This window comes from Rhizobium rosettiformans, from assembly GCF_016806065.1.
GTDB lineage: Bacteria > Pseudomonadota > Alphaproteobacteria > Rhizobiales > Rhizobiaceae > Allorhizobium.
In genome coordinates, this window is the sequence record NZ_CP032405.1 from 476363 (window position 1) to 496666 (window position 20304).

The following is a 20304-nucleotide window of genomic DNA, read 5'->3' on the forward strand; positions in this document are numbered from 1 at the left end:
TTGATTGGCAGCCCTTACTTCACCGCGCCGGCGGTCAGGCCGCTGACGAGGTAGCGCTGCAGGAAGAAGATCACGATCATGGCGGGTGCGATGCCGACGAAGCTCGCCGCCATCAGCTCGTTCCAAATGACCTCCTGGCGACCGAAATAGGCAAACAGCCCGATCGGCAGCGGCATGTATTCGGTCTTGGAATTGAAGGTCAGCGCGAAGATGAACTGCTGGGCGTAGGCGCCGATAAAGGTGGTGATGGCAACGACGGCGATACCCGGCATGGCGAGCGGCAGGACGACCCGGCGGAAGGTGTAGAAATAGCTGGCCCCATCGACATAGGCCGCCTCTTCGAGCTCCCGCGGGATGCGCATCATGTAGGTGCGCAACAGCCAGATGGCAGTCGGGATGAGGAAGGCCACGCCTGGCACGATCATGGCGAAGTAAGTGTTGAGCACGCCCATCGTCCGCATCAGTCGGAAGAGCGGGATGAGCAGGACCGCACCCGAGAACATGTTGACCGCGAGAAACGCTCCGAGCAGCTGGCCACGGCCTTTGAACTCGAAACGAGCGAAGGCATAGGAAGCCGGCACCACGAGCAGAAGCACGATGAGCGTCGCAATCGTCGAGATGAAGAACGAATTGAAGATGTAGCGGGCAAAGCCCGGTACACTCTCCCACATCGTGAAGTAAGCATCGAACGAGCCGTTTTCCGGCCAGAAACGATAGGGTGAAGAGAAGAGCTGGCTGAGCGGCTTCAGCGACACCAGGAAACCCTCGACAAAGGGCGCAAGCACGAAAGTCAGGAAGAGCGCGATGCCTGCATAGATGCCGACCAGTTCATACCAGCGATAGCGGTTGATCAGGGCTGTCTTATCGTAGCTCATCGGGCATGCTCCTGCGAAAGACGGCTGGTCACGCGGAAATAGGCGACACAGAAGATCGACAGGAAGATGCAGATCAGAACCGCGCGGGCAGCACCTTCGCCGTATTTCTTCGAGCCAATTGCCGTATGATAGGTGTCGATGATCATGGTGGTGGTCTCGCCGCTCGGGCCGCCCCGCGTCAGGATCCAGATGATGTCGAAGGAGTTGAAGGTCGAGATCAGCGAAATCATCGACATGGTGATCATCGCGGGCAGGATCAGCGGTAGCGTGATGCGGCGGAAGCGGTAGAAGCGTCCAGCACCATCGGTCCATGCGGCCTCGTAGAGATCCTGCGGGATCGCTTGCATGGCAGCCAGCATATAGAGCGTCACCATCGGCACGCCGATCCACACATCGGTGATGATGGTCGCCCAGAAGGCGGTGGAGCCATAGGCGAGGAATGCCACCGGACCATCGACCACGCCAGTGCGCTGGAGCACGCCGGAGATCATGCCGAACTGGCCGTTATACATCCAGCCCCACATGAAGATGCCGATCGCCATCGGTACGATCCATGGCGGCATGGTCAGTACACGGAAGAGCGTACGACCGGGCACGGCCGTGTTCAGCATGGCCGCCCCGAAGGTTCCGATGATCATCTTGATCGCCACCGAGAAGAAGGTCCAGATGAAGGTCCTGACGATGACGGTGGCAAATGTGTCGTTGAAAATCTTCTCGTAATTCGTCCAGCCGACCCAGTTCGTCGTCCTGCGCAGAGACGCATCAGTAAACGAGAGAATGAAGGTATCGACAAGCGGATAGGCGACGATGGCCGTGATGTAGAGAAGAGCCGGCGCTATAAGCAGCCAGGCGAAGATGATGGCGCTTTGGCGAGCTTGCATCCGACCGCTCCTTCAAGCCGACCGAACGCGGGATGAGTTATCCGACGCGCCGTGCAGGCAGGCATCGAACTTCTCCCAGACCGGCTTCAGATCCACGACCTTGCGCCCGAGGCGTGCCTCGTCCATGGCAAGCGCCAGAATGCCGGCTTCGAGCGCATCGATTGCGGATACGGGCTGCTTTGCACCCGTCTGCACGAAGGCGATGACATCTTCGGCCATCTGCTCGTCCGCACCGTAGTGCTGCGACAGGGCGGACGGCGCCTTGTAGGTATTGGCAACCACCTTTTCATTGGTGCGCGCATCATGCACATCCATGAAACCGCGGACGAAATCGCCTTCCGCCATGCCCTTGGAACCGATCACGCAGAAGCGGCGGAACTCGTCGGGCACATTGAGATTGGTATGGAAGGTCATCGACACGCCGTTCTCGTATTCGACGATCGCGGTCTGGAAATCGATGATGTCGCCATCGCTGTCGAACACCTTGTCGGAGCCCTGCCAACCGCTCGGCTTGCGGTGATAGACGTTGAGATCGTTGACGCCGGAAGCCTCGGGCGCGTTCTCCGGCACGAAGCTCTTGCGGCCGCCGAAGCTTGCAACGAAGCGTGGGCGGGCACCGACGACACCGTTGTAAAGGTCGAGGTCGTGGCAGCACTTTTCCAGCATGAAGCCGCCAGCATAACGGCCAAAACGACGCCAGTCGCGCATGAAGAAAGCGCCGTGATAGGGCTGGATATGCTCCGACGCCTCGATCGAGACGACATTGCCGAGCCGTCCCTCTTCCTGCGCCTTGCGCAAATCACGATAGAGCGGGGAATAACGCAGCACCAGACCGACCAGCAGGCGATCATGGCCGTATGTGTTGAGCAGAGAGGCAAGCGCATAGCTTTCCTCGATGCTGGTGACGATCGGCTTTTCGGTGAAAACGGTCAGACCAGCCTCAAGGCCGAGCCGGATATGGTCGAGATGCAGGTGGTTGGGCGAACCGATCATCAGAAGATCGAAAGCCTCGCCGGCGATCAGAGCCTCGGGCGTCTCATAGGCCTTGCCGGGAGAGATACCATGCTCGTCGAGCGTCGCCATGCCGGCTGGCGCCGGATCGACATAACCAACGATCTCGAAAGTCGGGTCGATCTCCTTGAACACCCGACCCAGATATCCAAGACGGAATCCGAGTCCGATAATGGCGACCTTCATGATGCATTCCCCTGGTTTCGTAATTATTTTTCGCAGACTGCGTCAAAAATCCAACATCGTCAACACAGGAAGCGAAATTCCCACGCCAGATGAAAATAGTTTTCACATCAGTCGTCGATATTGGATGAGGAGCGAAAAATCACCGTCCTTCAGCACCGCACATTCCAGCTTCGCGGCAAAAGGAAAGGCTTTTTGATTGGCCCCTCTCCAATCGTTAATTTAAGATACCAAAACTAGTCCAATCGTAAAGCCAGAACCCTCAGAATCTGAGGATAAATCTTGCAAACGGCTGTTTTGGCGATGAAATTTCTGCGCTTCCCCATCATTGAACATGCTCTTTTCAAAACCATTTGCGAAATAGGTTTCGGGTTGGTATTGTTTTTGTAAGACCAGTGGGGGACAGAAACATGCCGATGTTGATGACGGGTTGCACATCACCCCTCCGCTTGCGGAAGATCGACCACAAGGCCAGAGGAACCGCATGAGCACGCCCCTTCCCCTGGAACAGCTTCAATCGGTTCGCGGCGGTCCGCTTTACGTCAAGCTCCGCAAGATGATTGAGGATGCCGTAGCCTCCGGTCGCCTCAAGCATGGCGACGCGCTGCCGGCGGAACGCGACATAGCGGAAGCCGCCGACATCAGCCGCGTCACGGTGCGCAAGGCAATCGATGAACTCGTGGAGGAGGGCCTGCTCGTCCGCCGACGCGGCTCCGGCACATTCGTCGTAAAACCAGTCCCGCGCATGCAGCAGCCTCTCAGTCAGCTGACCTCCTTTACCGAAGACATGCGCCGGCGCGGCATGGTCGCAGGCTCCCGCTGGCTGAGCCGCGGGCTGTTTTATCCGACGGCCGAGGAAACCATGATGCTCGGTCTCGTCGGTGGCGCGCGCGTCGCTCGCATCGACCGTTTGAGAACCGCCAACGACATGCCGATCGCGCTCGAACGGACCAGCCTGCCGGACGATCTGCTGCCGGATCCGGATAAGATTGAGGACTCGCTTTATCTCTGCCTGCTCGATGCCGGCATCCGGCCCGTCCGTGCCAACCAGCGGATCTCCGCTGTCCTCCTCAAGGACGAGGAAACCAAACTGCTTGGCGTTCCTCCCGGCTCGGCCGCATTGTCGGTACAGCGCATCGCCTATCTCGAAACCGGCCGCGTGATGGAAATGTCGCGCGCGCTTTATCGCAGCGACGCCTATGACCTGGTCGCCGAACTCGGCATCGGCTCGCCCATGAAGCCTCAAGACTGAAAGTTTGCCCGATGACCACAAAGATGCGTGAGGAGATCGACGAGATCCCCGCAGCAGCCGCCCGATTGCTGGAAAGCTCCAGAACCGTGATATCAGAGGCGGCAAACGCACTGCGCGCCGAGGATCCCGGCGTTGTCGTGACCATCGCCCGCGGCTCGTCCGATCATGCGGCGCACTTCCTCAAATATGCGATCGAGCTGCAGATGGGCCTGCCGGTCGCCTCGCTCGGGCCCTCGCTCGCTTCTATCTATGAGGCCCCGATGAAACTCGTTAAAGCCGCCGCTTTTGCCGTTTCGCAGTCCGGCGCAAGTCCCGACATTGTCGCGATGGCCAGAGGTGCCCGCGATGGCGGCGCAACCACGGTGAGCCTGGTCAACACCTTGCCCTCGCCGCTCGCGGAGGCGGCGACCTTTGCTGTCGACATCAAGGCCGGCCCGGAGATTGCGGTCGCCGCCACCAAATCCTTCGTCAATTCGATTGTCGGCGGACTTGCCATCCTCGCAAGCTGGAGCCGGGACGATGCGCTGACCCGCGCCGTGGACGCCCTACCCGAGCATTTCGACAAGGCACTCTCCCTCGACTGGAGCGCCCTGCTCGATCCGCTGAAGTCGGCAGAGTCTCTCTACATGCTCGGCCGTGGCCCGGCACTTGCCATCGCTGCGGAAGCAGCGCTCAAATGCAAGGAGACCTGCGAACTGCATGCGGAAGCTTATTCCTCCGCGGAAGTGTTGCACGGCCCGGTCTCAATCGTCGGCCGCGATTTCCCCGTCGTCGCCTTTGCCGCCCGCGACAAGGCCGAAGCCTCGATTGCCGGGACCGTCTCGAAGCTCGCGGCCAGCAATGCCACCTGCTTCATCACCTCGGATCAGGCGACGGCCGGTCATAAACTGCCCTTCGTCGCGACGGGACACCCGATCACGGATGCGCTGGCCCTGATCGTTCCCTATTATGGCTTTATCGAATCCCTCTCCCGTGCCCGTGGCTTCAATCCCGACAAGCCGGTCGCACTGAAGAAAGTTACCGAGACCCAATGAGACAAGCCTTCGCCATCACAGCAAGCCGCATCTTCGATGGGCACGCGTTCCACGACGATGCAGCCCTCCTGGTCGATAACGGCCGGGTCAAGGCTGTTGTCGCCCGAGCAGACTTGCCCGCGGGCATTGCCAAGCAGGATATGGGCGATGCGCTGATTGCCCCCGGCTTCATCGACCTGCAGGTGAATGGCGGCGGCGGTGTGCTGTTCAACAACGACCCGACTGTGACCGGTATCCGCACGATCTGCGAGGCCCATGCCCGCTTTGGCACAACAGCCCTCATGGTCACGCTGATCACCGATGCGCCCGAGATCAAGCGCGAGGCGATCACTGCCGGCGAGGCAGCAGCCAAGGTGGGCGAGCTGGGTTATCTCGGCCTGCATCTGGAAGGCCCGCACCTCTCGATCGCCCGCAAGGGAACCCATGATCCGGACCTGATCCGCCCGATGGCGCAAGCCGATCTGGACTACCTTGTCGAACAGGCAGGGCGTTTCGGCATTCCGATGATCACGGTTGCCCCGGAAAGTGTCACCCCGGATCAGGTCAAGCGCCTCGTTCAGGCCGGCTACCGCGTGAGCCTCGGTCACACCGACACGAGCTGCGCCAGTGTTGAAGCCTATGTCGAGGCGGGCGCCACGCTCGTGACCCATCTCTTCAACGCCATGAGCCCGCTCGGCAACCGGGAGCCCGGCCTCGTGGGTGCTGCCCTCACCTCGCCGGTCCTGCATTGCGGCCTGATCGCCGACGGTTTCCATGTCGATCCGGCGACCATGAAAATCGCGCTCGCCGCCAAGACCGGCCCCGCCCATATCTTTCTCGTCACCGATGCCATGTCGACCATTGGCTCTGATGAGACAAGCTTCGACCTTAACGGCCGGACTGTCTATCGCCGCGATGGTCGCCTGACGCTTGCCGATGGAACGCTCGCCGGCGCCGACATCGACATGCTCTCCTGCGTTCGCTACGTGCACGAGAAACTCGGCCAGCCATTGGAAGAGGCGCTGCGCATGGCCTCGCTCTATCCCGCAGAAGCCATTGGCACCCCGACGAAGGGAAGCCTGACCGAAGGCCAGGATGCCGACTTGGTCGTGCTCGGTCCGGATCTCGACATCCACTCGACCTGGATCGCAGGGACCTGCGTGTTCGCGACGGGCGCTGAACCGAGCCGGGTCTTCGCATGATCGTCTGTTTCGATATCGGCGGCACGGCCATCAAGGGCGCGCTCGCAAAGGGCCCCGAAGACATCCGCCCTTTCCCGCGACAGCCCACCCCGATCCACGATTTCGACGCTTTCGTCGCAACGCTCGCATCGGTCATCGCGGAAGCCGAAGCCATCGCCGGTGAGCGCGCTGCCTGCATCGCGATCTCGATCGCCGGGGTCATCGATCCCGACACTTTCAACGCCGTCGTCGCCAACATCCCCTGCATTCATGGCCGGCCGCTTCAGGCCGATCTCGAAGCCGCTCTCGGCCTCCCGGTCATCGTTGCCAATGATGCCGACTGCTTCGTTCTGGCCGAAGCCGGCATTGGCGCGGCACGCGGCCATCGGGTCGTGTTCGGCGTCATCCTCGGCACCGGCGTCGGCGGCGGCCTCGTCATCGACGGCAAGCTAATCAACGCGAGTGGCTTCGCCGGCGAATGGGGCCATGGGCCGATCCAGCCAACCGAAGCCGGCACGCCTCCGATACACGTGCCACGCTTCCAGTGCGGCTGCGGCCAGATCGGCTGTATCGATGCGATCTGCAGCGCGCGGGGCCTCGAAAAGCTGCACAAGCACATTCACGCCGAACAGCTGACGAGCGAAGAAATCATCGCCGACTGGCTGACGGGTGACGCGAAGGCCGAACGCACCATCGATGTCTATGTCGACATCCTCACCGATCCGCTCTCGGTCGTGGTCAATGTCACCGGAACCACCATCCTGCCCGTTGGCGGTGGCCTTTCGAATGTTCCGGAACTGCTGACCCGCATCGATAAGGCCTTGCGAGCACGCATCCTGCGCAAGTTCGGCAATCCGATCGTCGTTCCCGCAGCCTGCCGTGTGGAGCCGGGCCTCGTCGGCGCTGCCATCCTTGGCCTCGACTTCGCCAAAGACCACAGGGAAGACTGACATGGCCGCAGACATGCTGGTGAAGCTTTATGAGCTTAACGCCAATCCGGACCTTGAACAGCGTATGACGGCCCAGGGCGTGACCATAAGGCGCGCATTGGTACCCGAACTTGCCGGAATAACGGCCTGGATCGAGCATCGTTTCGGCGCCGGCTGGGCATCGGAGGCGACGGCGGCAATCATGCGCCAGCCTGTGACCTGCTGGATTGCCCATGAAGGCGAAACGCTGCTCGGCTTTGCCTGCCACAAGGCCACCATGAAGGGTTTCTTTGGCCCGACCGGCGTGGATGAGAAGGCCCGCGGCCGGGGCATCGGCCATGCCCTCTTGATCCGCACGCTCCTCGACATGCGCGACCAGGGATACGGCTATGCGATCATCGGCGGCGCCGGCCCCATGGGCTTCTATGAAAAGAGTGTCGGTGCCATCGCCATCCCCGGCTCTTCGCCCGGCATTTACAAGGATATGCTGCCGCTTGCCGCACCGTCAGGCATGGCGGACTGAGAAACCTCAGCCGAGTTCCAGTGTGGTGATCGCATAGACACCCGTCTTCTGCACGGACGGCGGCTCGCCTCGATACATGCGCGACGTCTGGAAACCTTGGCTGAAGCCGAGACGGCCGAGCAGGTAGCGAAAGCCTTCCTGGTATTCCGGCACATCCAGATGCACTTCCTCGCCCTTGAGGTTTGCAAGGCAGATTTTCAGCAGATCCTCAGCCGTTCGCCCATCGGTCGCAAACAGCGGCCCGATCTTGTAGCCGCTGAGGCAAGGTCGCATCACGGCATAGCCGGCCACCACACCCTGCCGACGGCAGAGGAAGGCCCGGCGCGGCGGCTTTAGCCAGTCTGTGAGGAAATCTTCTCTCGGCGCGGGGAAGAATGCCCGATCGAGCGCAAGGATCTCGGCGAGATCACCCTCGGTGATCGCCTCGCACCGGGCGAAGCTTGCAGGCAGTGCCGGCATGCGCTCGATGCTCCAGCGCACGGTATCATAGGCGGTCACAAAACCCATGCGGCCATAATTCGCCTGCTGCTCGACAACCCCGTCGAGGCCGATGACGCGATCCACCAGATGCGCCATTCCGGCTTCCCAGACCCGCCGGCCGAGGCCCCTGCCCCGAAAATCCGGATGGCAGATATAGAGCCCAATGAAGCCAAAGCCGTCTCCATAGCGCAAGGCCGAGATCCCGGCTGCGAGCCGGCCGTCGACAAAACAACCGAGGAAGCCCTCGGGATCGGCTGCACGGAAGGCTGCGGCATCGCCATGCCCCGGGTTCCAGCCTTCGAGCGCCGCCCAGCCAACGAGATCCTCGACGTCGCCAGCCGTCAGGACCCTGATCTGCACATCCTCCGCCACGCTCATACGCCCATGGCAGCGGGAGAGAAACGGGCAAGCTCGCCGTGATAGGCCTTGGAGACAGGCGTCGCATAGGCGCCGCGCTTGGCGGTCGACAAGCCCTGCGCGACAAGGCTCTCTGCCTGTTTCACGGCGGCCGCCACGCCATCGATCACAGGCACGCCGAACTCCTGCCGGAGTGCTGCCGTGAGATCCGCCATGCCCGCGCAGCCGAGCACGATCGCCTCGGCCCTGTCGTCCTTGAGCGCTGCCGATATCTCGCTGCGCAGCCGGTCGCGGGCGTTGGAATTGGGATCTTCGAGCGACAAAACAGGGACATCTGCCGCCCGCACCTTGCAGCGAGTGCCCATGCCGTAGCGATGCACGAGATGTTCGACCGGCAGCCGCGAGCGTTCCATGGTGGTCACGATCGAAAAACGCTGGGCTATGAATGCAGTGGTAGAGACCGCCGCCTCGCAGATGCCGATGACCGGGATACCCGCCAGCGCCCGGGCTGCATCGAGCCCCGTATCGTCGAAACAGGCAATCACGATGGCATCTGCCCCCTCGCGTTCCGCCTTGGCGATTTCCACCAGCAGGCCGGGCACCGCGAAGACCTCGTCATAATAGCCCTCGATCGAGACCGGCCCCATTGACGAGGTAACGGCCACGATCTCGGTTCCGGTATGGGCGACCCGCCGCGCAGCATCGGCAATGGTCGCAGTCATGCTGGCGGTCGTGTTCGGATTGATGACGGCAATCTTCATGCGATCACGTCCGCCCCCGACGGCGGTTCATGGCCATGATGAGCCCAAGCGTTCCCGCAATCACCAGGAAGGAGAAGAGCGTCGTCACCGTGCCGAGCGCATAAAGCACCGGCGTCGTGACATTGGTCGTCATGCCGTAGATCTCTAGCGGCAGCGTGTTGTAGGTCCCAGACGTCATCAGCGTGCGCGCGAACTCGTCATAGGAGAGCGTAAAGCCGAACAGCCCGACCCCGATCAAGGGCGGTGCGATCATCGGCAGAACGACATGCCGGAAGGTCTGCCAGGAGGTCGCACCAAGGTCACGTGCAGCTTCCTCATAAGCCGGCGAGAAGCGGTTGAAGATCGCAAACATGATCAGCACGCCGAAGGGCAGTGTCCAGGTGAGATGCGCGCCAAAGCCCGAGGAATACCAGGCCGGCTGCAAACCGAGCTGGCTGAACAAGACGCCGATGCCGAGCGAAATGATGATCGAGGGCACGACGAGGCTGGCAACCGAGAGATAGAAGAGCGCTGTCGACCCGGCGAACTTGCGACGGAAGGCAAGGCCCGCGAGCAGCGAAACGACCACCGTCACCACCATGACCATGACGCCGAGCGCGAAGGAACGGCGGAACGAACCGCCGAAATCACCGACCGCTTGCTGTTCGAACAGGTTGGCGAACCAGCGCAGCGAAACCCCGTTCAACGGAAAGGTTAACCCGCCATTCGGCCCCTGAAAGGAGAGGATCACGATTGCCGACAAGGGGCCGTATAGGAACAGTACAAAGAGGGTGAAGAAGATGGCGAGCACGTAGAACTCGCGCGACCGTTTCTCGGTGTTCATCTCAAAGCTCCTTCCGGATATCGACGACGCGGAGAATGGCCGCGACCATCAGCAGCACCAGTGCCAAGAGCACGACGGCGTTGGCGGCGGCTGCCGGATATTGCAGCAGCGACATCTGGTTCTTCATCATCAGCGCGACGGACGCGCTCTGCCCGCCGGACATGACCTGCACGGTGGAGAAATCGGCCATGACGAGGGTCACCACGAAGATCGTGCCGATCGCCATGCCGGGCTTCGACAAGGGGATGATGACATTGGTCAGGATCTGCCAGCCGCTGGCGCCTGCATCACGCGCCGCTTCGAGCAGCGAGCGGTCGATTCGCATCATCGTGTTGAAGATCGGGGTGACCATGAACAGCGTGTAGAGATGCACCATGGCGAGCACCACGGCGAAATCCGAATAAAGCAACCACTCGATCGGCTGTGGCACGATGCCGGCATTGACCAGTGCGGTATTGATCAGACCATTTCGGCCGAGCACCGGGATCCACGAAATCATCCGAATGATGTTGGATGTCAGAAAGGGCACGGTGCAGACGAGGAACAGCACGCCCTGCATGGTGGATGTTCGCACATGAAAAGCCAAGAAATAGGCGACCCAAAAGCCGACAAAAAGCGTGATCGCCCAGACGAGGAAGGCGAATTTCAACGTGTTGAAATAGATCTTCCAAGTGACCCAGGAGCCGAGCGTCTCGGTGTAGTTGAAGGTGACGAAGTCGGGATACATCTGGGCGAAGTCATAGTCCCAGAAGGACACCGTTCCGATCATCAGGATCGGCAGCAGCAGGAAGCAACCGAGGATGAGCATGAGCGGCGTGGCCTGCAGATAGGAGACCAGTCCGAGCGGCACACGGATCACGCGCTTCGGCTTAGGCTCGCCGACACTCGGAAATCGCACTTCCACCATGATTTTAGGTCTCCTGTCGCTTCGGAAAGAGCGGGCCGGGAAGGTTGCCCCTCGTCCGGCTGCCGCCATCTTCTCCCCGCAAGCGGGGAGAAGGCACTTGTGGCACGGTCGGCGACTCGCCCCTTCTCCCCGCATGCGGGGAGAAGGTCCCGGCAGGGGGATGAGGGGCCAGCGCCGCAGTAAGATCAAGCCGCGATGAATTCGTTCCAGCGGCGGACCATGTAGCGGTCTTCGTCCATGACGGAGTTCCAGCAGGCGACCTTACCCATACGCTCCTCGAAGGAGCCGCCGTCGCGGACTGCGCCTGCCTTTTCCATGACGACACCTTCCGGAGACATGATGTCACCGGTCGCGGCCTTGCCTTCGATCCAGTAGCCCCACTCGTCGGCGGACATGAATTCCTTCGCGGTTTCCATGCAGGCCGAGTAGTAGCCCTGGCGGTTGAGATAGCCGCCGACCCAGCCGGATGTGTACCAGTTGATGTATTCATAGGCCGCATCGAGCTGCGCGCCTTCGAGATGTGCGGCGAGACCCAGACCGCCGCCCCAGGAGCGGTAGCCTTCCTTGAGTGGCTGATACTTGCAGGCGATGCCCTTCGAGCGGACGGCGGCAACGGCCGGCGACCACATCGACTGGATGACGACTTCGCCTGAGGCCATCAGGTTGACGCTTTCGTCGAAGGACTTCCAGAAGGCGCGGAACTGGCCGTCCTGCTTGGCCTTGATGAGGAAATCGATCGTGGTGTCGATCTCGGCCTGGGTCATGTTGCCCTTGTCGGCATATTTGATGATGCCCATGGCTTCGCAGATCATCGCGGCATCCATGATGCCGATCGACGGAATATTGAGGATCGATGTCTTGCCCTTGAAGGCCGGGTCCATGATGTCGGCCCAGGAGGTGATCTCGCGACCAACCAGATCCGGTCGGATGCCGAGCGTGTCGGCATTGTAGATGGTCGGCATCATCGTGAAGAGTTCGGTCTCGCCGGATGCAAAGGTCTTTGCATCCTTGCTCTCGACATAACCAACCGTGTGCGGCGCGGTGCCTTGCGCGATCACGCTGTCGGGCAGGAGTTTGCCGTTTTTGAACAGCGGAACGACCTTGTCGTAGAACTTGAGCTTCGAGGTTTCCATCGGCTGGATGACGCCGGTCGGATAGACCTTCTTCAGGATCCAGTATTCGATGTCGGCAATGTCGTAGGAATTCGGCTGGGTCACGGCGCGCTGGGCTGCAGCGTCGGAATCCGTTGCCGTCATCTCGAGCGTGATGCCAAGGTCTTCCTTGCACTTCTGGGCGATGGCATTGATGTTCGACACTCCCGTGCCAAACTGGCGCAGCGTGATGGGGTTCTGCGCCCAGATCGTCGGGAAGCCGGTGATAGCACCCGAACCGGCGGCGAGGCCTGCCGCGGCCGATGCTGTCTTCAGGAATGTGCGGCGGGATACGCCCTTCTTCGTCTTGCTGCTGTCTGACATTGCGCTGTTCTCCTGGTTTTATTGGTTTGGTTTCACTTCACGATGCGTCCGAGGACGATCGAATCCGGCTGATCCCATGACAGGGTGACGCCTTCCCCGACGCGAACCGGAGAGGCAAAGAAGGCCGCGTCCGAAAGCACGGCGGTGAATTCGTCGGTGAAAGCGGTGGTGACGGTCAGCTTCACCTTGGCGCCGAGATATTCGACATTCGACACAACACCGTCGAAGCCGAGACCATCGGCCGGCACGCCGCCGATGCGCACATGGTCCGTCCGGATGGCGATGTCGGCCTGATCATCTTTGACTGGCGAGGCGCCGAGCGCGAAGAACCGCCCGCCACCGATCACCTCAATGAAGAGACCCTCGGACGTGCGTTCAACGATGCTCCCGGTGAGCACATTGTGGTCTCCCATGAAGCGGGCGACAAAGGCGGTCGCTGGCCGCTCGAAGACGGTGCGTGGCGTCGCCGCCTGCTCGATGCGTCCCTCGTTCATCACGACAATGAGATCGGCGAGCGCCATTGCCTCTTCCTGGCTGTGGGTCACATGCACGAAGGTGATGCCGAGCGAGGTCTGCAGCTTCTTCAGTTCGGCGCGCATGCGGATTTTGAGAAACGGATCGAGCGCCGAGAGGGGCTCATCGAGCAGCAGTGCCTCGGGCCTGGTGATCAGGGCACGCGCAAGCGCGACGCGCTGCTGCTGACCACCGGACAGCTGGGCCGGACGACGCTCGGCATAGGCCTCCAACTGCATCAGCTTGAGCATTTCAAGCGCTTGCGCGCGGCGCGCCTCCTTGTCGATACCCTTCATCTTCAGGCTGAACGCAACATTGTCGACAAGATCAAGATGTGGGAACAACGCATACGACTGGAACATCATCGCCGTGCCACGTCTGGCAGGCGGCAGATCCGTCACGTTTGAATTGCCGAAAAGGACATCGCCGGAGGAGACACTTTCATGACCGGCGACCATTCTGAGCGTTGATGTCTTGCCGCAACCGGAAGGTCCGAGCAGGCAGCAGTAAGTGCCAGCCGGGATCTTGAGGCTGATGGCATGAACCGCAGTCGACGTCCCGTAGGTCTTGGTAACGGCGGCAAGTTCGATGTCGGCGGCTTTCGTCATGGCGGCTCCTTCGTCTCGCAAAGGACGATGCATAAGCCGTGCCAGTTCCGCCCCGCAGCGTTAAGTCCTTGAATCCCATGATGACGATTGCTGCGGCGCAAAAGGAATGAGCATTCACTGAGACTGCATGCACAGGAATTAATCGATTGAGGCCAATTCAACGACACGATTGTATGCAATCCTGATAGAATTTGGTGTTGCTTCGATCTTTCGCGAATGTCGGCTCCCAGCTAAAAGGGGTGACAGACACCGGATGGACCCATGAACGCCAAGAGCTCGCTCCGCAGGCAACTCGACCCCAATCTCGAAGACCGCGCCCGGGCGATCCGCGACGCTTTGCGCGACGCCATCGTCGACCGCCGGCTGGCCCCCGGCACGAAGCTATCGGAGGCCGAAGTCGGCACGCTTTTCGACGTCAGCCGGACGGTCGTTCGCGACGCTTTGCAGATGCTGGCCTTCGAGGGCTTGGTCCGCACCGAGAGAAATCGCGGCGCCTTCGTCTCCAATCCGAGCACGGAAGAAGCCCGCCAGGTCTTCGCGTCGCGCCGCCTGATCGAGGCCGGCATCATTGCGGCCGCCGCTGAACGGATCACAGCTGACGATATAGCCGCCCTGCGCGAACACCTGAAGGAAGAGGCGCGATACCGCACCGAACGCGGCGCGAATGCAAGACGCGCCGAGATCAAGGCATCGGGCGATTTCCACCTCATGCTGGCCAAGGTGGCTGGCAATCAGGTGCTGGAAAAATTCATGGACGAGCTCGTCGCCCGCTCATCCCTCGTCATCGCGCTTTATGGCCGCACAGGCATTTCCAGCTGCGGACATGACGAGCACGACGAAATCCTGAATGCGCTGGAAAAGGGCGACGCTAAAAAGGCGACCCATCTCATGCTGCATCACATCGATCACATCGAGGCCGATCTCGATCTCACCATGGCCGAAGCCCGCACGCTCAAGGACGCGCTCGCCCTCTGACCTCGTCGTTTCGAGCGGGTCTTAAGAACATGTCAGCCGGATCGCTGCGCGACCTTGCGATCGTGCTCGATTGTTTCGAGCATGGCGGCTCTCGCTCCGGCTTCGTCGCCATATTCGATCCGGTTGACCAGCAACCGGTGTTTCTCGAGGAGCGCATCCAGAAGGCATGGATCCGGCGCCGCCATCAGCGCCTTGTAGGCCAGCGCATGGGCCAGCTCGATGACGCCGTATAGCGCCCGCACGAAAGGATTGTGAGCCGAGTCGGCGATGATGCGGTGCAGTTCGAAATCGGCGAGCGCGAAATTCTGAAGCGAACCGAGCGAGGTCTCCATCTGGTGGATCCAGTAGAGCATCAGGCGGATCTGGTCGGCGGTACGGCGCCGTGCCACTTCGGCCGCGGCCTGCGGCTCCAGCGAGCGGCGCACCTCGTGCAGACCCGACAGGAACTCGGCATCGACAGGGGCTTCCAGATGCCAGGCCAGAACCTGCGGATCATATAGGCTCCAGCGGCTCTTCTTGGCGACCTTGGTCCCAACCTTCGGGCGGGCTTCGAGCAGCCCCTTGGCCTCCAAAGTCTTCAAGGCCTCGCGCAACACCGTGCGCGAGACCTCGAATTCCTCCATCAATTCGGCATCGTTCGGCAGCGTCGTGCCGATCGGGTAACGGCCGGAGATAACCCCGGCCCCGATCTCGTTGATCACATGCGAATGGTAGTTGCGCGCCGTCGACCGCCCGGACAGGGAGCGAAGAAGGCTCCCCGGCTCACTCATGCAGGGGCCTTCTTCAGGCGCGTACGCCCGGTCTGCGCGGTAAACACCAGCTTCTGAAGCAAGATGAACATGAACAGCAGGAACCCGATGGCGATTTTAGTCCACCAGCTGGAGAGCGTCCCATCGAAGACGATGTAAGTCTGGACAAGGCCCTGCAGCATGACCCCGATCAGGGTTCCGAAGATGAAACCATAACCGCCCGTCAACAGGGTTCCGCCTATCACCACGGCTGCAATCGAGTCAAGTTCGATGCCGACCGCCGCCAGCGGGTAGCCCGCCGAAGTGTAAAGCGAGTAGACGATCCCGGCGAGCCCGCCCAGGAAGGACGACAGGGCATAGATGCCGATGGTCACTTGCCCGGTCGGAACGCCCATCAGCGAGGCCGAATTGGCATTGCCGCCGATCGCATAGACATAGGAGCCGAACCGCGTCTTGTGGGCGATGAACCCGAAGACGATGAAGGTGGCGAGCATCAAGAGACCGATGAAGCTCAGGCGCCCACCACCGGGCAGTCGATAGTATAGGCTGGAAATCGTCCGGTAGAACTCGTGATCGATCGGGATGGAATCCTGGCTGAGCACCGAGGCCATGCCGCGCGCCAGGAACATGCCCGCCAGCGTCACGATGAAGGGCGGCACCTGCAGGAAGTGGATGACCGCCCCCATGGATGCCCCGAAGGCTGCGGCCAGAACCAGAACGATTGCAAAGACCGCCATGGGATGCAGGCCGACCCAGGAAATCAGAATGGCCGTGATGACGCCGGTCAGGCCGATCACCGCACCGACGGAGAGATCGATGCCGCCGGAAATGATGACGAAGGTCGCACCGACTGCAGCGATGCCGAGAAAGGCGTTGTCGGTCAGAAAGTTGCCGAAGACGCGCGTCGACCACATGCCCGGATATTGGGAAATGCAGATGGCATAAGCGATCACGAAGATGAGGGTGGTCGCGGCGAGAGGGCGATAACGCGGATTCATCGTGCCTGTCCCGAAGTTTGGGTCTTGGTCTGGGTCGGTGTCGTGGCCGGTGCCTGACGCGGGCCGAATTTGCGCCCGAGCACCTGGGCGATCCGGGCCGATTGCAACACCAGGATGATGATGATCATGCCCGCCTTGACGATCAGGTTGAACTCCGGCGGAAAGCCGGAGACGAGCACGCCGGTATTCATCGCCTGAATGATGATCGCGCCGAGCACCGACATCGGGATCGAGAAGCGACCGCCGAGCAGCGAAGTGCCACCGATGACGACCGCAAGGATCGCATCGAGCTCGAGCCAGAGGCCGGCATTGTTGGCATCCGCCCCGCGAATATCGGCGGCCGCAATGATGCCGGCCGTCGCGGCACAGAAGCCACCGAAGGCATAGATGCACAGAATGACGACCTTGCTGCGCAAACCGGTATAGTTGGCGGCCGACAGATTGATGCCGATGGCTTCGATGAAGAGGCCGACGGCTGTCCGGCGCATCACGAAATGCGCGACCACCATCAGCACGATGGCAATGACAGCCGGCATAGGCAGACCGAACAGATTGCCGGTCCCGACGAAAATAAGTGCCTGATCGGAGAAGGTGACGATCGAGCCCTCGGTGATCAGCTGCGCCACCCCTCGCCCCGCCACCATCAACACCAGTGTGGCGACGAAAGGCTGGATGCCGAGATAGGCGACCAGAATTCCGTTCCAAAGACCGCAGAGAATGCCGACGGCAAGCGCTGCCGCGAGTGTCACGATCAACGGCTGCCCGGCAACCGCGCAGGTGGCGGCAACCGCACCGGCAACCGCCATCACGGCACCGACCGAGAGATCAACGCCTTTGGTCGCAATGATCGCCGTCATGCCGATCGCCAGGATCGCGACAGGTGCGCCGCGATTGATGACGTCGATCAGGCTGCCGAACAGCCGGCCATCCTGCCAGGTCACATTGAAGAAGCCGGGAAAGACCAGCCAGTTAAAAAACAGCACGCCGGCAAGAGCCAGAAGCTGTGGGGAAATGATGCGGGACATGGAAAGCCTTTTCATGCCTCGGCCTCCGCCGGCTGGGCGGCAATGGTCTGGACGATGACACCCGGGGTGATGTCGGCGCCATGCAGTTCGGCGACCATTTTGCGATCACGCATGACGACGACACGCGAGGAATAACTGACGATTTCGTCGAGTTCGGACGAGATCACGACGAGGGCCAGTCCGTCTTCGCGCAGCCGGCTGATCATGCGCACGATCTCGGCATGGGCGCCGACATCGATGCCGCGTGTCGGCTCGTCGAGGATGAGGAAACGCGGATCGGTCGCAAGCCAGCGGGCGAGGATCACCTTCTGCTGGTTCCCACCCGAGAGCAGCTTGACCGGCAGTTCCGCCGAGGCCGTGCGGATGTCGAGCGCCTCGATGAAGTTGCCGGCGATCTCCAGCTGTTCGTCGCGATTGAGCGCCTTGAACCAACCGAGCCGCGCCTGCATGGCGATCACGATATTCTCGCGCACCGAGAGGTCGCCGAAGATACCATCGATCTTGCGATCTTCAGGGCAGAAGCCGAAGCCGAGTTCGACGGCCTCGCGCGGATTGCGCACCTGGCGGCTTGAACCGTCAATCTTGATCGAGCCGCTATCGGCCTGATCGATGCCGAACATCAGCCGCGCCATCTCGGTACGACCGGACCCCAGGAGACCGGCGACGCCGACGACTTCGCCGCGATGGATCTTGAGATCGAAGGGCTGCACGCTGTTCGAGAGACCGAAACCTTCGAATTCCATCAGCGTCTCGCCCACCTCGCCCTCTTCTCCGAGCACGTCGTGGTGATGAAAGGCGAGGTCCTTGCCAAGCATCATGCGCACCAGACTGGTGCGATCGAGCGAGGCAATCGCCTGCGTCCCGACGAGTCGTCCGTTGCGCAGGACCGTCACGCGGTCAGAAAGCTCGAAAACCTGGTCGAGGAAGTGGGTAATGAAGACAATCGCGAGACCACGGTCGCGCAGCTGCCGGACGATGCTAAACAGCTTTTCGACCTCGGACCGGTCGAGACTGGCAGTCGGCTCGTCGAGGATCAGCACCTTGCCGGAGAGCTCGACGGCACGGGCGATCGCAATGATCTGCTGGACGGCGACGGAGAATGTCGAAAGCTCCGCCTTCACGTCGATGTCGAGGCCGTAGGTCGCCAGGATCTCGCGCGATTCCCGCTCCATACGAAGTTTGTCGACCAAACCAAGGCGGTTGGTCGGCTGCCGGCCAATGAACAGATTGTCGACGACGGTCATATTCGGCAGGAGATTGACCTCCTGATAGACCGTACCGATGCCGAGCGTCTGGGCCTGCTGCGGCGTCGTGAAATTCACAGGCTCGCCATCGACGGTGATGGTCCCGCCATCCGGGATATAGGCACCGGTCAGGATCTTGATCAGCGTGGATTTACCGGCACCGTTTTCGCCGAGAAGCGCATGCACTTCGCCGCGATGAAACGCGATATCGACAGCGTCGAGCGCCGTATGATTGCCGAATGTCTTGGTGATGCCCGCCGCCGCAAGCACGATCGATGAATGCTCGGTCATATGCCTCTTCCCCCACTCCCACGAAGCTAGCCCACGACGATGCCGCGAGAAAGCGACAGAGACCCCGCCACCAGGGAGGGCGGGGTCTCTGCCGGGAGGGTTACCTTAGTAACCGAGGCCCTTGCGATTGTCATACTCGCCCTGCGGGTTGTCCGCAGGCGTGTAGAGCTTGGATTCCGTGATGATGAACTTCTCCGGCTCCTTGCCGTCCTTCAGGAAGGCGTCGAGCGCGTCGAAGGCCGGACCCGCCATGTTCGGGGTCAGTTCCACGGTCGCATTGGCTTCGCCGGCAACCATGGCAGCGAAGATATCCGGAACGGCGTCGATCGAAACGACGAGGATGTCAGTGCCCGGCTTCAGGCCGGCATCCTTGATCGCCTGGATGGCGCCGACGGCCATGTCGTCATTGTGGGCATACATCGCGCAGATGTCCTTGCCGCCATTTTCGGCCTTCAGGAAGCCTTCCATGACTTCCTTGCCCTTGGCGCGGGTAAAGTCGCCGGTCTGGCTGCGAGCAATCGAGATGTTGGACTTGCCGGCGATCGCTTCTTCGAAGCCCTTCTTGCGGTTGATGGCAGGCGTCGAACCGACGGTGCCCTGCAGCTCGACCACCTTGCACGGCTTGTCGCCGACGGTGTTGACCAGCCATTCGCCGGCAACACGGCCTTCCTTCACCTGGTCGGAAGCGACCGAGGTCAGGTAAAGATCCTGCGGAGCGTCAACGCCGCGGTCGAGCAGGATGACCGGGATTTCGGCTTCCTTGGCTTCGGTCAGAACGTCTTCCCAGCCGGTTGCGACGACGGGAGCAACCAGGATGGCGTCAACGCCCTGGGCGATGAAGCCACGGATGGCCTTGATCTGGTTTTCCTGCTTCTGCTGGGCATCGGCGAACTTCAGTTCGATGCCGCGCTTTTCAGCTTCGAGCTTGGTGACGGAAGTTTCAGCAGCGCGCCAGCCGGATTCCGAACCGATCTGCGAGAAGCCAACGGTCAGGTCTGCAGCCATGGCAGACGAGCAGCCGAGTGCGATCACGCTTGCGCTGAGCGCAAGCTTGCGAAGAAATGTCATGATGTCCTCCCTTGAAAAGACACCGCCTCCACGGTGCCTGGCATTATGCATAGGCAAAGCTTCGAGACCTGTAAAGTCCAAAAGTACTATTATATGTTGTGCACTGCAGCATAAGCTTGAGCTACACTTCGCAGCCCCTCGTCAGGACCTCGGGGGCCGAAAGGTTAACATGGTCCAAAAGC

Annotated in this window: 20 protein-coding genes; 6 read left to right on the forward strand and 14 right to left on the reverse strand. The window is 61.1% G+C overall.

Annotated elements, in window-relative coordinates:
• Positions 1–14 precede the first annotated feature (14 nt).
• Genes D4A92_RS02390 through D4A92_RS02400 form a run of 3 tightly spaced genes read right to left on the reverse strand, consistent with a single transcriptional unit; the run spans position 15 to position 2953 of the window.
• Positions 15–875: a carbohydrate ABC transporter permease gene (locus D4A92_RS02390; protein ID WP_203017852.1), complete on the reverse strand. Its 861-nt coding sequence runs from the start codon at positions 873–875 to the stop codon at positions 15–17.
• Positions 872–1756 (reverse strand): carbohydrate ABC transporter permease, encoded by an 885-nt coding sequence (locus D4A92_RS02395; protein WP_203017854.1) that lies wholly within the window; start codon positions 1754–1756, stop codon positions 872–874. Before D4A92_RS02395 ends, D4A92_RS02390 begins: the two co-directional genes overlap by 4 nt.
• Positions 1757–1768: 12 nt before the next feature.
• Positions 1769–2953, reverse strand: a complete 1185-nt coding sequence (locus tag D4A92_RS02400) for a Gfo/Idh/MocA family protein (RefSeq protein ID WP_203017856.1) — start codon at positions 2951–2953, stop codon at positions 1769–1771.
• 481 nt (positions 2954–3434) lie between these two features.
• Between D4A92_RS02400 and D4A92_RS02405 the strand changes: the two genes are divergently transcribed.
• Genes D4A92_RS02405 through D4A92_RS02425 form a run of 5 tightly spaced genes read left to right on the forward strand, consistent with a single transcriptional unit; the run spans position 3435 to position 7848 of the window.
• The gene (locus tag D4A92_RS02405; protein ID WP_203017858.1) at positions 3435–4202 is read left to right on the forward strand and encodes a GntR family transcriptional regulator; all 768 of its coding nucleotides are present in this window, start codon (positions 3435–3437) and stop codon (positions 4200–4202) included.
• An 11-nt stretch (positions 4203–4213) separates the two neighbouring features.
• Entirely contained in the window at positions 4214–5236 is a 1023-nt protein-coding gene (locus D4A92_RS02410; protein ID WP_203017860.1) for an SIS domain-containing protein, read from the forward strand.
• Positions 5233–6417, forward strand: a complete 1185-nt coding sequence (gene nagA / locus D4A92_RS02415; protein ID WP_203017862.1) for an N-acetylglucosamine-6-phosphate deacetylase — start codon at positions 5233–5235, stop codon at positions 6415–6417. The genes D4A92_RS02410 and nagA overlap by 4 nt, the downstream gene beginning before the upstream one ends.
• The gene (locus D4A92_RS02420; RefSeq protein ID WP_203017864.1) at positions 6414–7346 is read left to right on the forward strand and encodes an ROK family protein; all 933 of its coding nucleotides are present in this window, start codon (positions 6414–6416) and stop codon (positions 7344–7346) included. The genes nagA and D4A92_RS02420 overlap by 4 nt, the downstream gene beginning before the upstream one ends.
• A 1-nt stretch (position 7347) precedes the next feature.
• Positions 7348–7848, forward strand: coding sequence for a GNAT family N-acetyltransferase (locus D4A92_RS02425; RefSeq protein ID WP_203017866.1), 501 nt, complete (start codon positions 7348–7350; stop codon positions 7846–7848).
• A gap of 6 nt (positions 7849–7854) precedes the next feature.
• Here D4A92_RS02425 and D4A92_RS02430 read toward each other — a convergent pair whose 3' ends face one another.
• From D4A92_RS02430 to D4A92_RS02455, 6 genes are all read right to left on the reverse strand, one after another.
• Positions 7855–8706 (reverse strand): GNAT family N-acetyltransferase, encoded by an 852-nt coding sequence (locus D4A92_RS02430; RefSeq protein WP_203017868.1) that lies wholly within the window; start codon positions 8704–8706, stop codon positions 7855–7857.
• Complete coding sequence (locus D4A92_RS02435; protein WP_203017870.1) at positions 8703–9446, reverse strand: aspartate/glutamate racemase family protein; 744 nt, start codon at positions 9444–9446, stop codon at positions 8703–8705. Before D4A92_RS02435 ends, D4A92_RS02430 begins: the two co-directional genes overlap by 4 nt.
• Positions 9447–9450: 4 nt before the next feature.
• Entirely contained in the window at positions 9451–10269 is an 819-nt protein-coding gene (locus tag D4A92_RS02440) for an ABC transporter permease (protein ID WP_203017872.1), read from the reverse strand.
• A gap of 1 nt (position 10270) precedes the next feature.
• On the reverse strand, positions 10271–11176 hold the full coding sequence (locus D4A92_RS02445; protein ID WP_203017873.1) for an ABC transporter permease: 906 nt from the start codon (positions 11174–11176) through the stop codon (positions 10271–10273).
• A 185-nt stretch (positions 11177–11361) separates the two neighbouring features.
• Positions 11362–12651 carry an ABC transporter substrate-binding protein gene (locus D4A92_RS02450; protein ID WP_203017874.1) on the reverse strand — a complete coding sequence of 430 codons (1290 nt, stop codon included), beginning with the start codon at positions 12649–12651 and terminating at the stop codon, positions 11362–11364.
• A 32-nt stretch (positions 12652–12683) separates the two neighbouring features.
• Entirely contained in the window at positions 12684–13772 is a 1089-nt protein-coding gene (locus tag D4A92_RS02455; RefSeq protein WP_203017875.1) for an ABC transporter ATP-binding protein, read from the reverse strand.
• A gap of 261 nt (positions 13773–14033) precedes the next feature.
• Between D4A92_RS02455 and D4A92_RS02460 the strand changes: the two genes are divergently transcribed.
• Positions 14034–14747, forward strand: a complete 714-nt coding sequence (locus D4A92_RS02460) for a GntR family transcriptional regulator (RefSeq protein ID WP_203017876.1) — start codon at positions 14034–14036, stop codon at positions 14745–14747.
• Positions 14748–14779: 32 nt separating this feature from the next.
• Here the strand turns inward: D4A92_RS02460 and D4A92_RS02465 are convergent, their stop codons facing one another.
• The 5 genes from D4A92_RS02465 to ytfQ form a co-directional block, all read right to left on the reverse strand.
• Positions 14780–15517, reverse strand: coding sequence for a FadR/GntR family transcriptional regulator (locus D4A92_RS02465; RefSeq protein WP_006724778.1), 738 nt, complete (start codon positions 15515–15517; stop codon positions 14780–14782).
• The gene (yjfF, locus tag D4A92_RS02470) at positions 15514–16494 is read right to left on the reverse strand and encodes a galactofuranose ABC transporter, permease protein YjfF (protein WP_203017877.1); all 981 of its coding nucleotides are present in this window, start codon (positions 16492–16494) and stop codon (positions 15514–15516) included. Before yjfF ends, D4A92_RS02465 begins: the two co-directional genes overlap by 4 nt.
• The gene (locus D4A92_RS02475) at positions 16491–17534 is read right to left on the reverse strand and encodes an ABC transporter permease (RefSeq protein ID WP_203017878.1); all 1044 of its coding nucleotides are present in this window, start codon (positions 17532–17534) and stop codon (positions 16491–16493) included. Before D4A92_RS02475 ends, yjfF begins: the two co-directional genes overlap by 4 nt.
• Positions 17531–19054 (reverse strand): sugar ABC transporter ATP-binding protein, encoded by a 1524-nt coding sequence (locus D4A92_RS02480; RefSeq protein ID WP_203017879.1) that lies wholly within the window; start codon positions 19052–19054, stop codon positions 17531–17533. Before D4A92_RS02480 ends, D4A92_RS02475 begins: the two co-directional genes overlap by 4 nt.
• 105 nt (positions 19055–19159) lie before the next feature.
• Positions 19160–20122 (reverse strand): galactofuranose ABC transporter, galactofuranose-binding protein YtfQ, encoded by a 963-nt coding sequence (ytfQ, locus tag D4A92_RS02485; protein WP_203017881.1) that lies wholly within the window; start codon positions 20120–20122, stop codon positions 19160–19162.
• Positions 20123–20304 lie beyond the last annotated feature (182 nt).

Coding starts and splice junctions, on each gene's coding strand:
- yjfF (WP_203017877.1), bottom strand. CDS start 16,494: ATGAATCCGCGTTATCGCCCTCTCGCCGCGACCACCCTCATCTTCGTG.
- D4A92_RS02460 (WP_203017876.1), top strand. CDS start 14,034: ATGAACGCCAAGAGCTCGCTCCGCAGGCAACTCGACCCCAATCTCGAA.
- D4A92_RS02420 (WP_203017864.1), top strand. CDS start 6,414: ATGATCGTCTGTTTCGATATCGGCGGCACGGCCATCAAGGGCGCGCTC.
- D4A92_RS02445 (WP_203017873.1), bottom strand. CDS start 11,176: ATGGTGGAAGTGCGATTTCCGAGTGTCGGCGAGCCTAAGCCGAAGCGC.
- D4A92_RS02455 (WP_203017875.1), bottom strand. CDS start 13,772: ATGACGAAAGCCGCCGACATCGAACTTGCCGCCGTTACCAAGACCTAC.
- D4A92_RS02425 (WP_203017866.1), top strand. CDS start 7,348: ATGGCCGCAGACATGCTGGTGAAGCTTTATGAGCTTAACGCCAATCCG.
- D4A92_RS02475 (WP_203017878.1), bottom strand. CDS start 17,534: ATGAAAAGGCTTTCCATGTCCCGCATCATTTCCCCACAGCTTCTGGCT.
- D4A92_RS02410 (WP_203017860.1), top strand. CDS start 4,214: ATGACCACAAAGATGCGTGAGGAGATCGACGAGATCCCCGCAGCAGCC.
- ytfQ (WP_203017881.1), bottom strand. CDS start 20,122: ATGACATTTCTTCGCAAGCTTGCGCTCAGCGCAAGCGTGATCGCACTC.
- D4A92_RS02390 (WP_203017852.1), bottom strand. CDS start 875: ATGAGCTACGATAAGACAGCCCTGATCAACCGCTATCGCTGGTATGAA.
- D4A92_RS02395 (WP_203017854.1), bottom strand. CDS start 1,756: ATGCAAGCTCGCCAAAGCGCCATCATCTTCGCCTGGCTGCTTATAGCG.
- D4A92_RS02435 (WP_203017870.1), bottom strand. CDS start 9,446: ATGAAGATTGCCGTCATCAATCCGAACACGACCGCCAGCATGACTGCG.
- D4A92_RS02430 (WP_203017868.1), bottom strand. CDS start 8,706: ATGAGCGTGGCGGAGGATGTGCAGATCAGGGTCCTGACGGCTGGCGAC.
- nagA (WP_203017862.1), top strand. CDS start 5,233: ATGAGACAAGCCTTCGCCATCACAGCAAGCCGCATCTTCGATGGGCAC.
- D4A92_RS02400 (WP_203017856.1), bottom strand. CDS start 2,953: ATGAAGGTCGCCATTATCGGACTCGGATTCCGTCTTGGATATCTGGGT.
- D4A92_RS02480 (WP_203017879.1), bottom strand. CDS start 19,054: ATGACCGAGCATTCATCGATCGTGCTTGCGGCGGCGGGCATCACCAAG.
- D4A92_RS02450 (WP_203017874.1), bottom strand. CDS start 12,651: ATGTCAGACAGCAGCAAGACGAAGAAGGGCGTATCCCGCCGCACATTC.
- D4A92_RS02440 (WP_203017872.1), bottom strand. CDS start 10,269: ATGAACACCGAGAAACGGTCGCGCGAGTTCTACGTGCTCGCCATCTTC.
- D4A92_RS02405 (WP_203017858.1), top strand. CDS start 3,435: ATGAGCACGCCCCTTCCCCTGGAACAGCTTCAATCGGTTCGCGGCGGT.
- D4A92_RS02465 (WP_006724778.1), bottom strand. CDS start 15,517: ATGAGTGAGCCGGGGAGCCTTCTTCGCTCCCTGTCCGGGCGGTCGACG.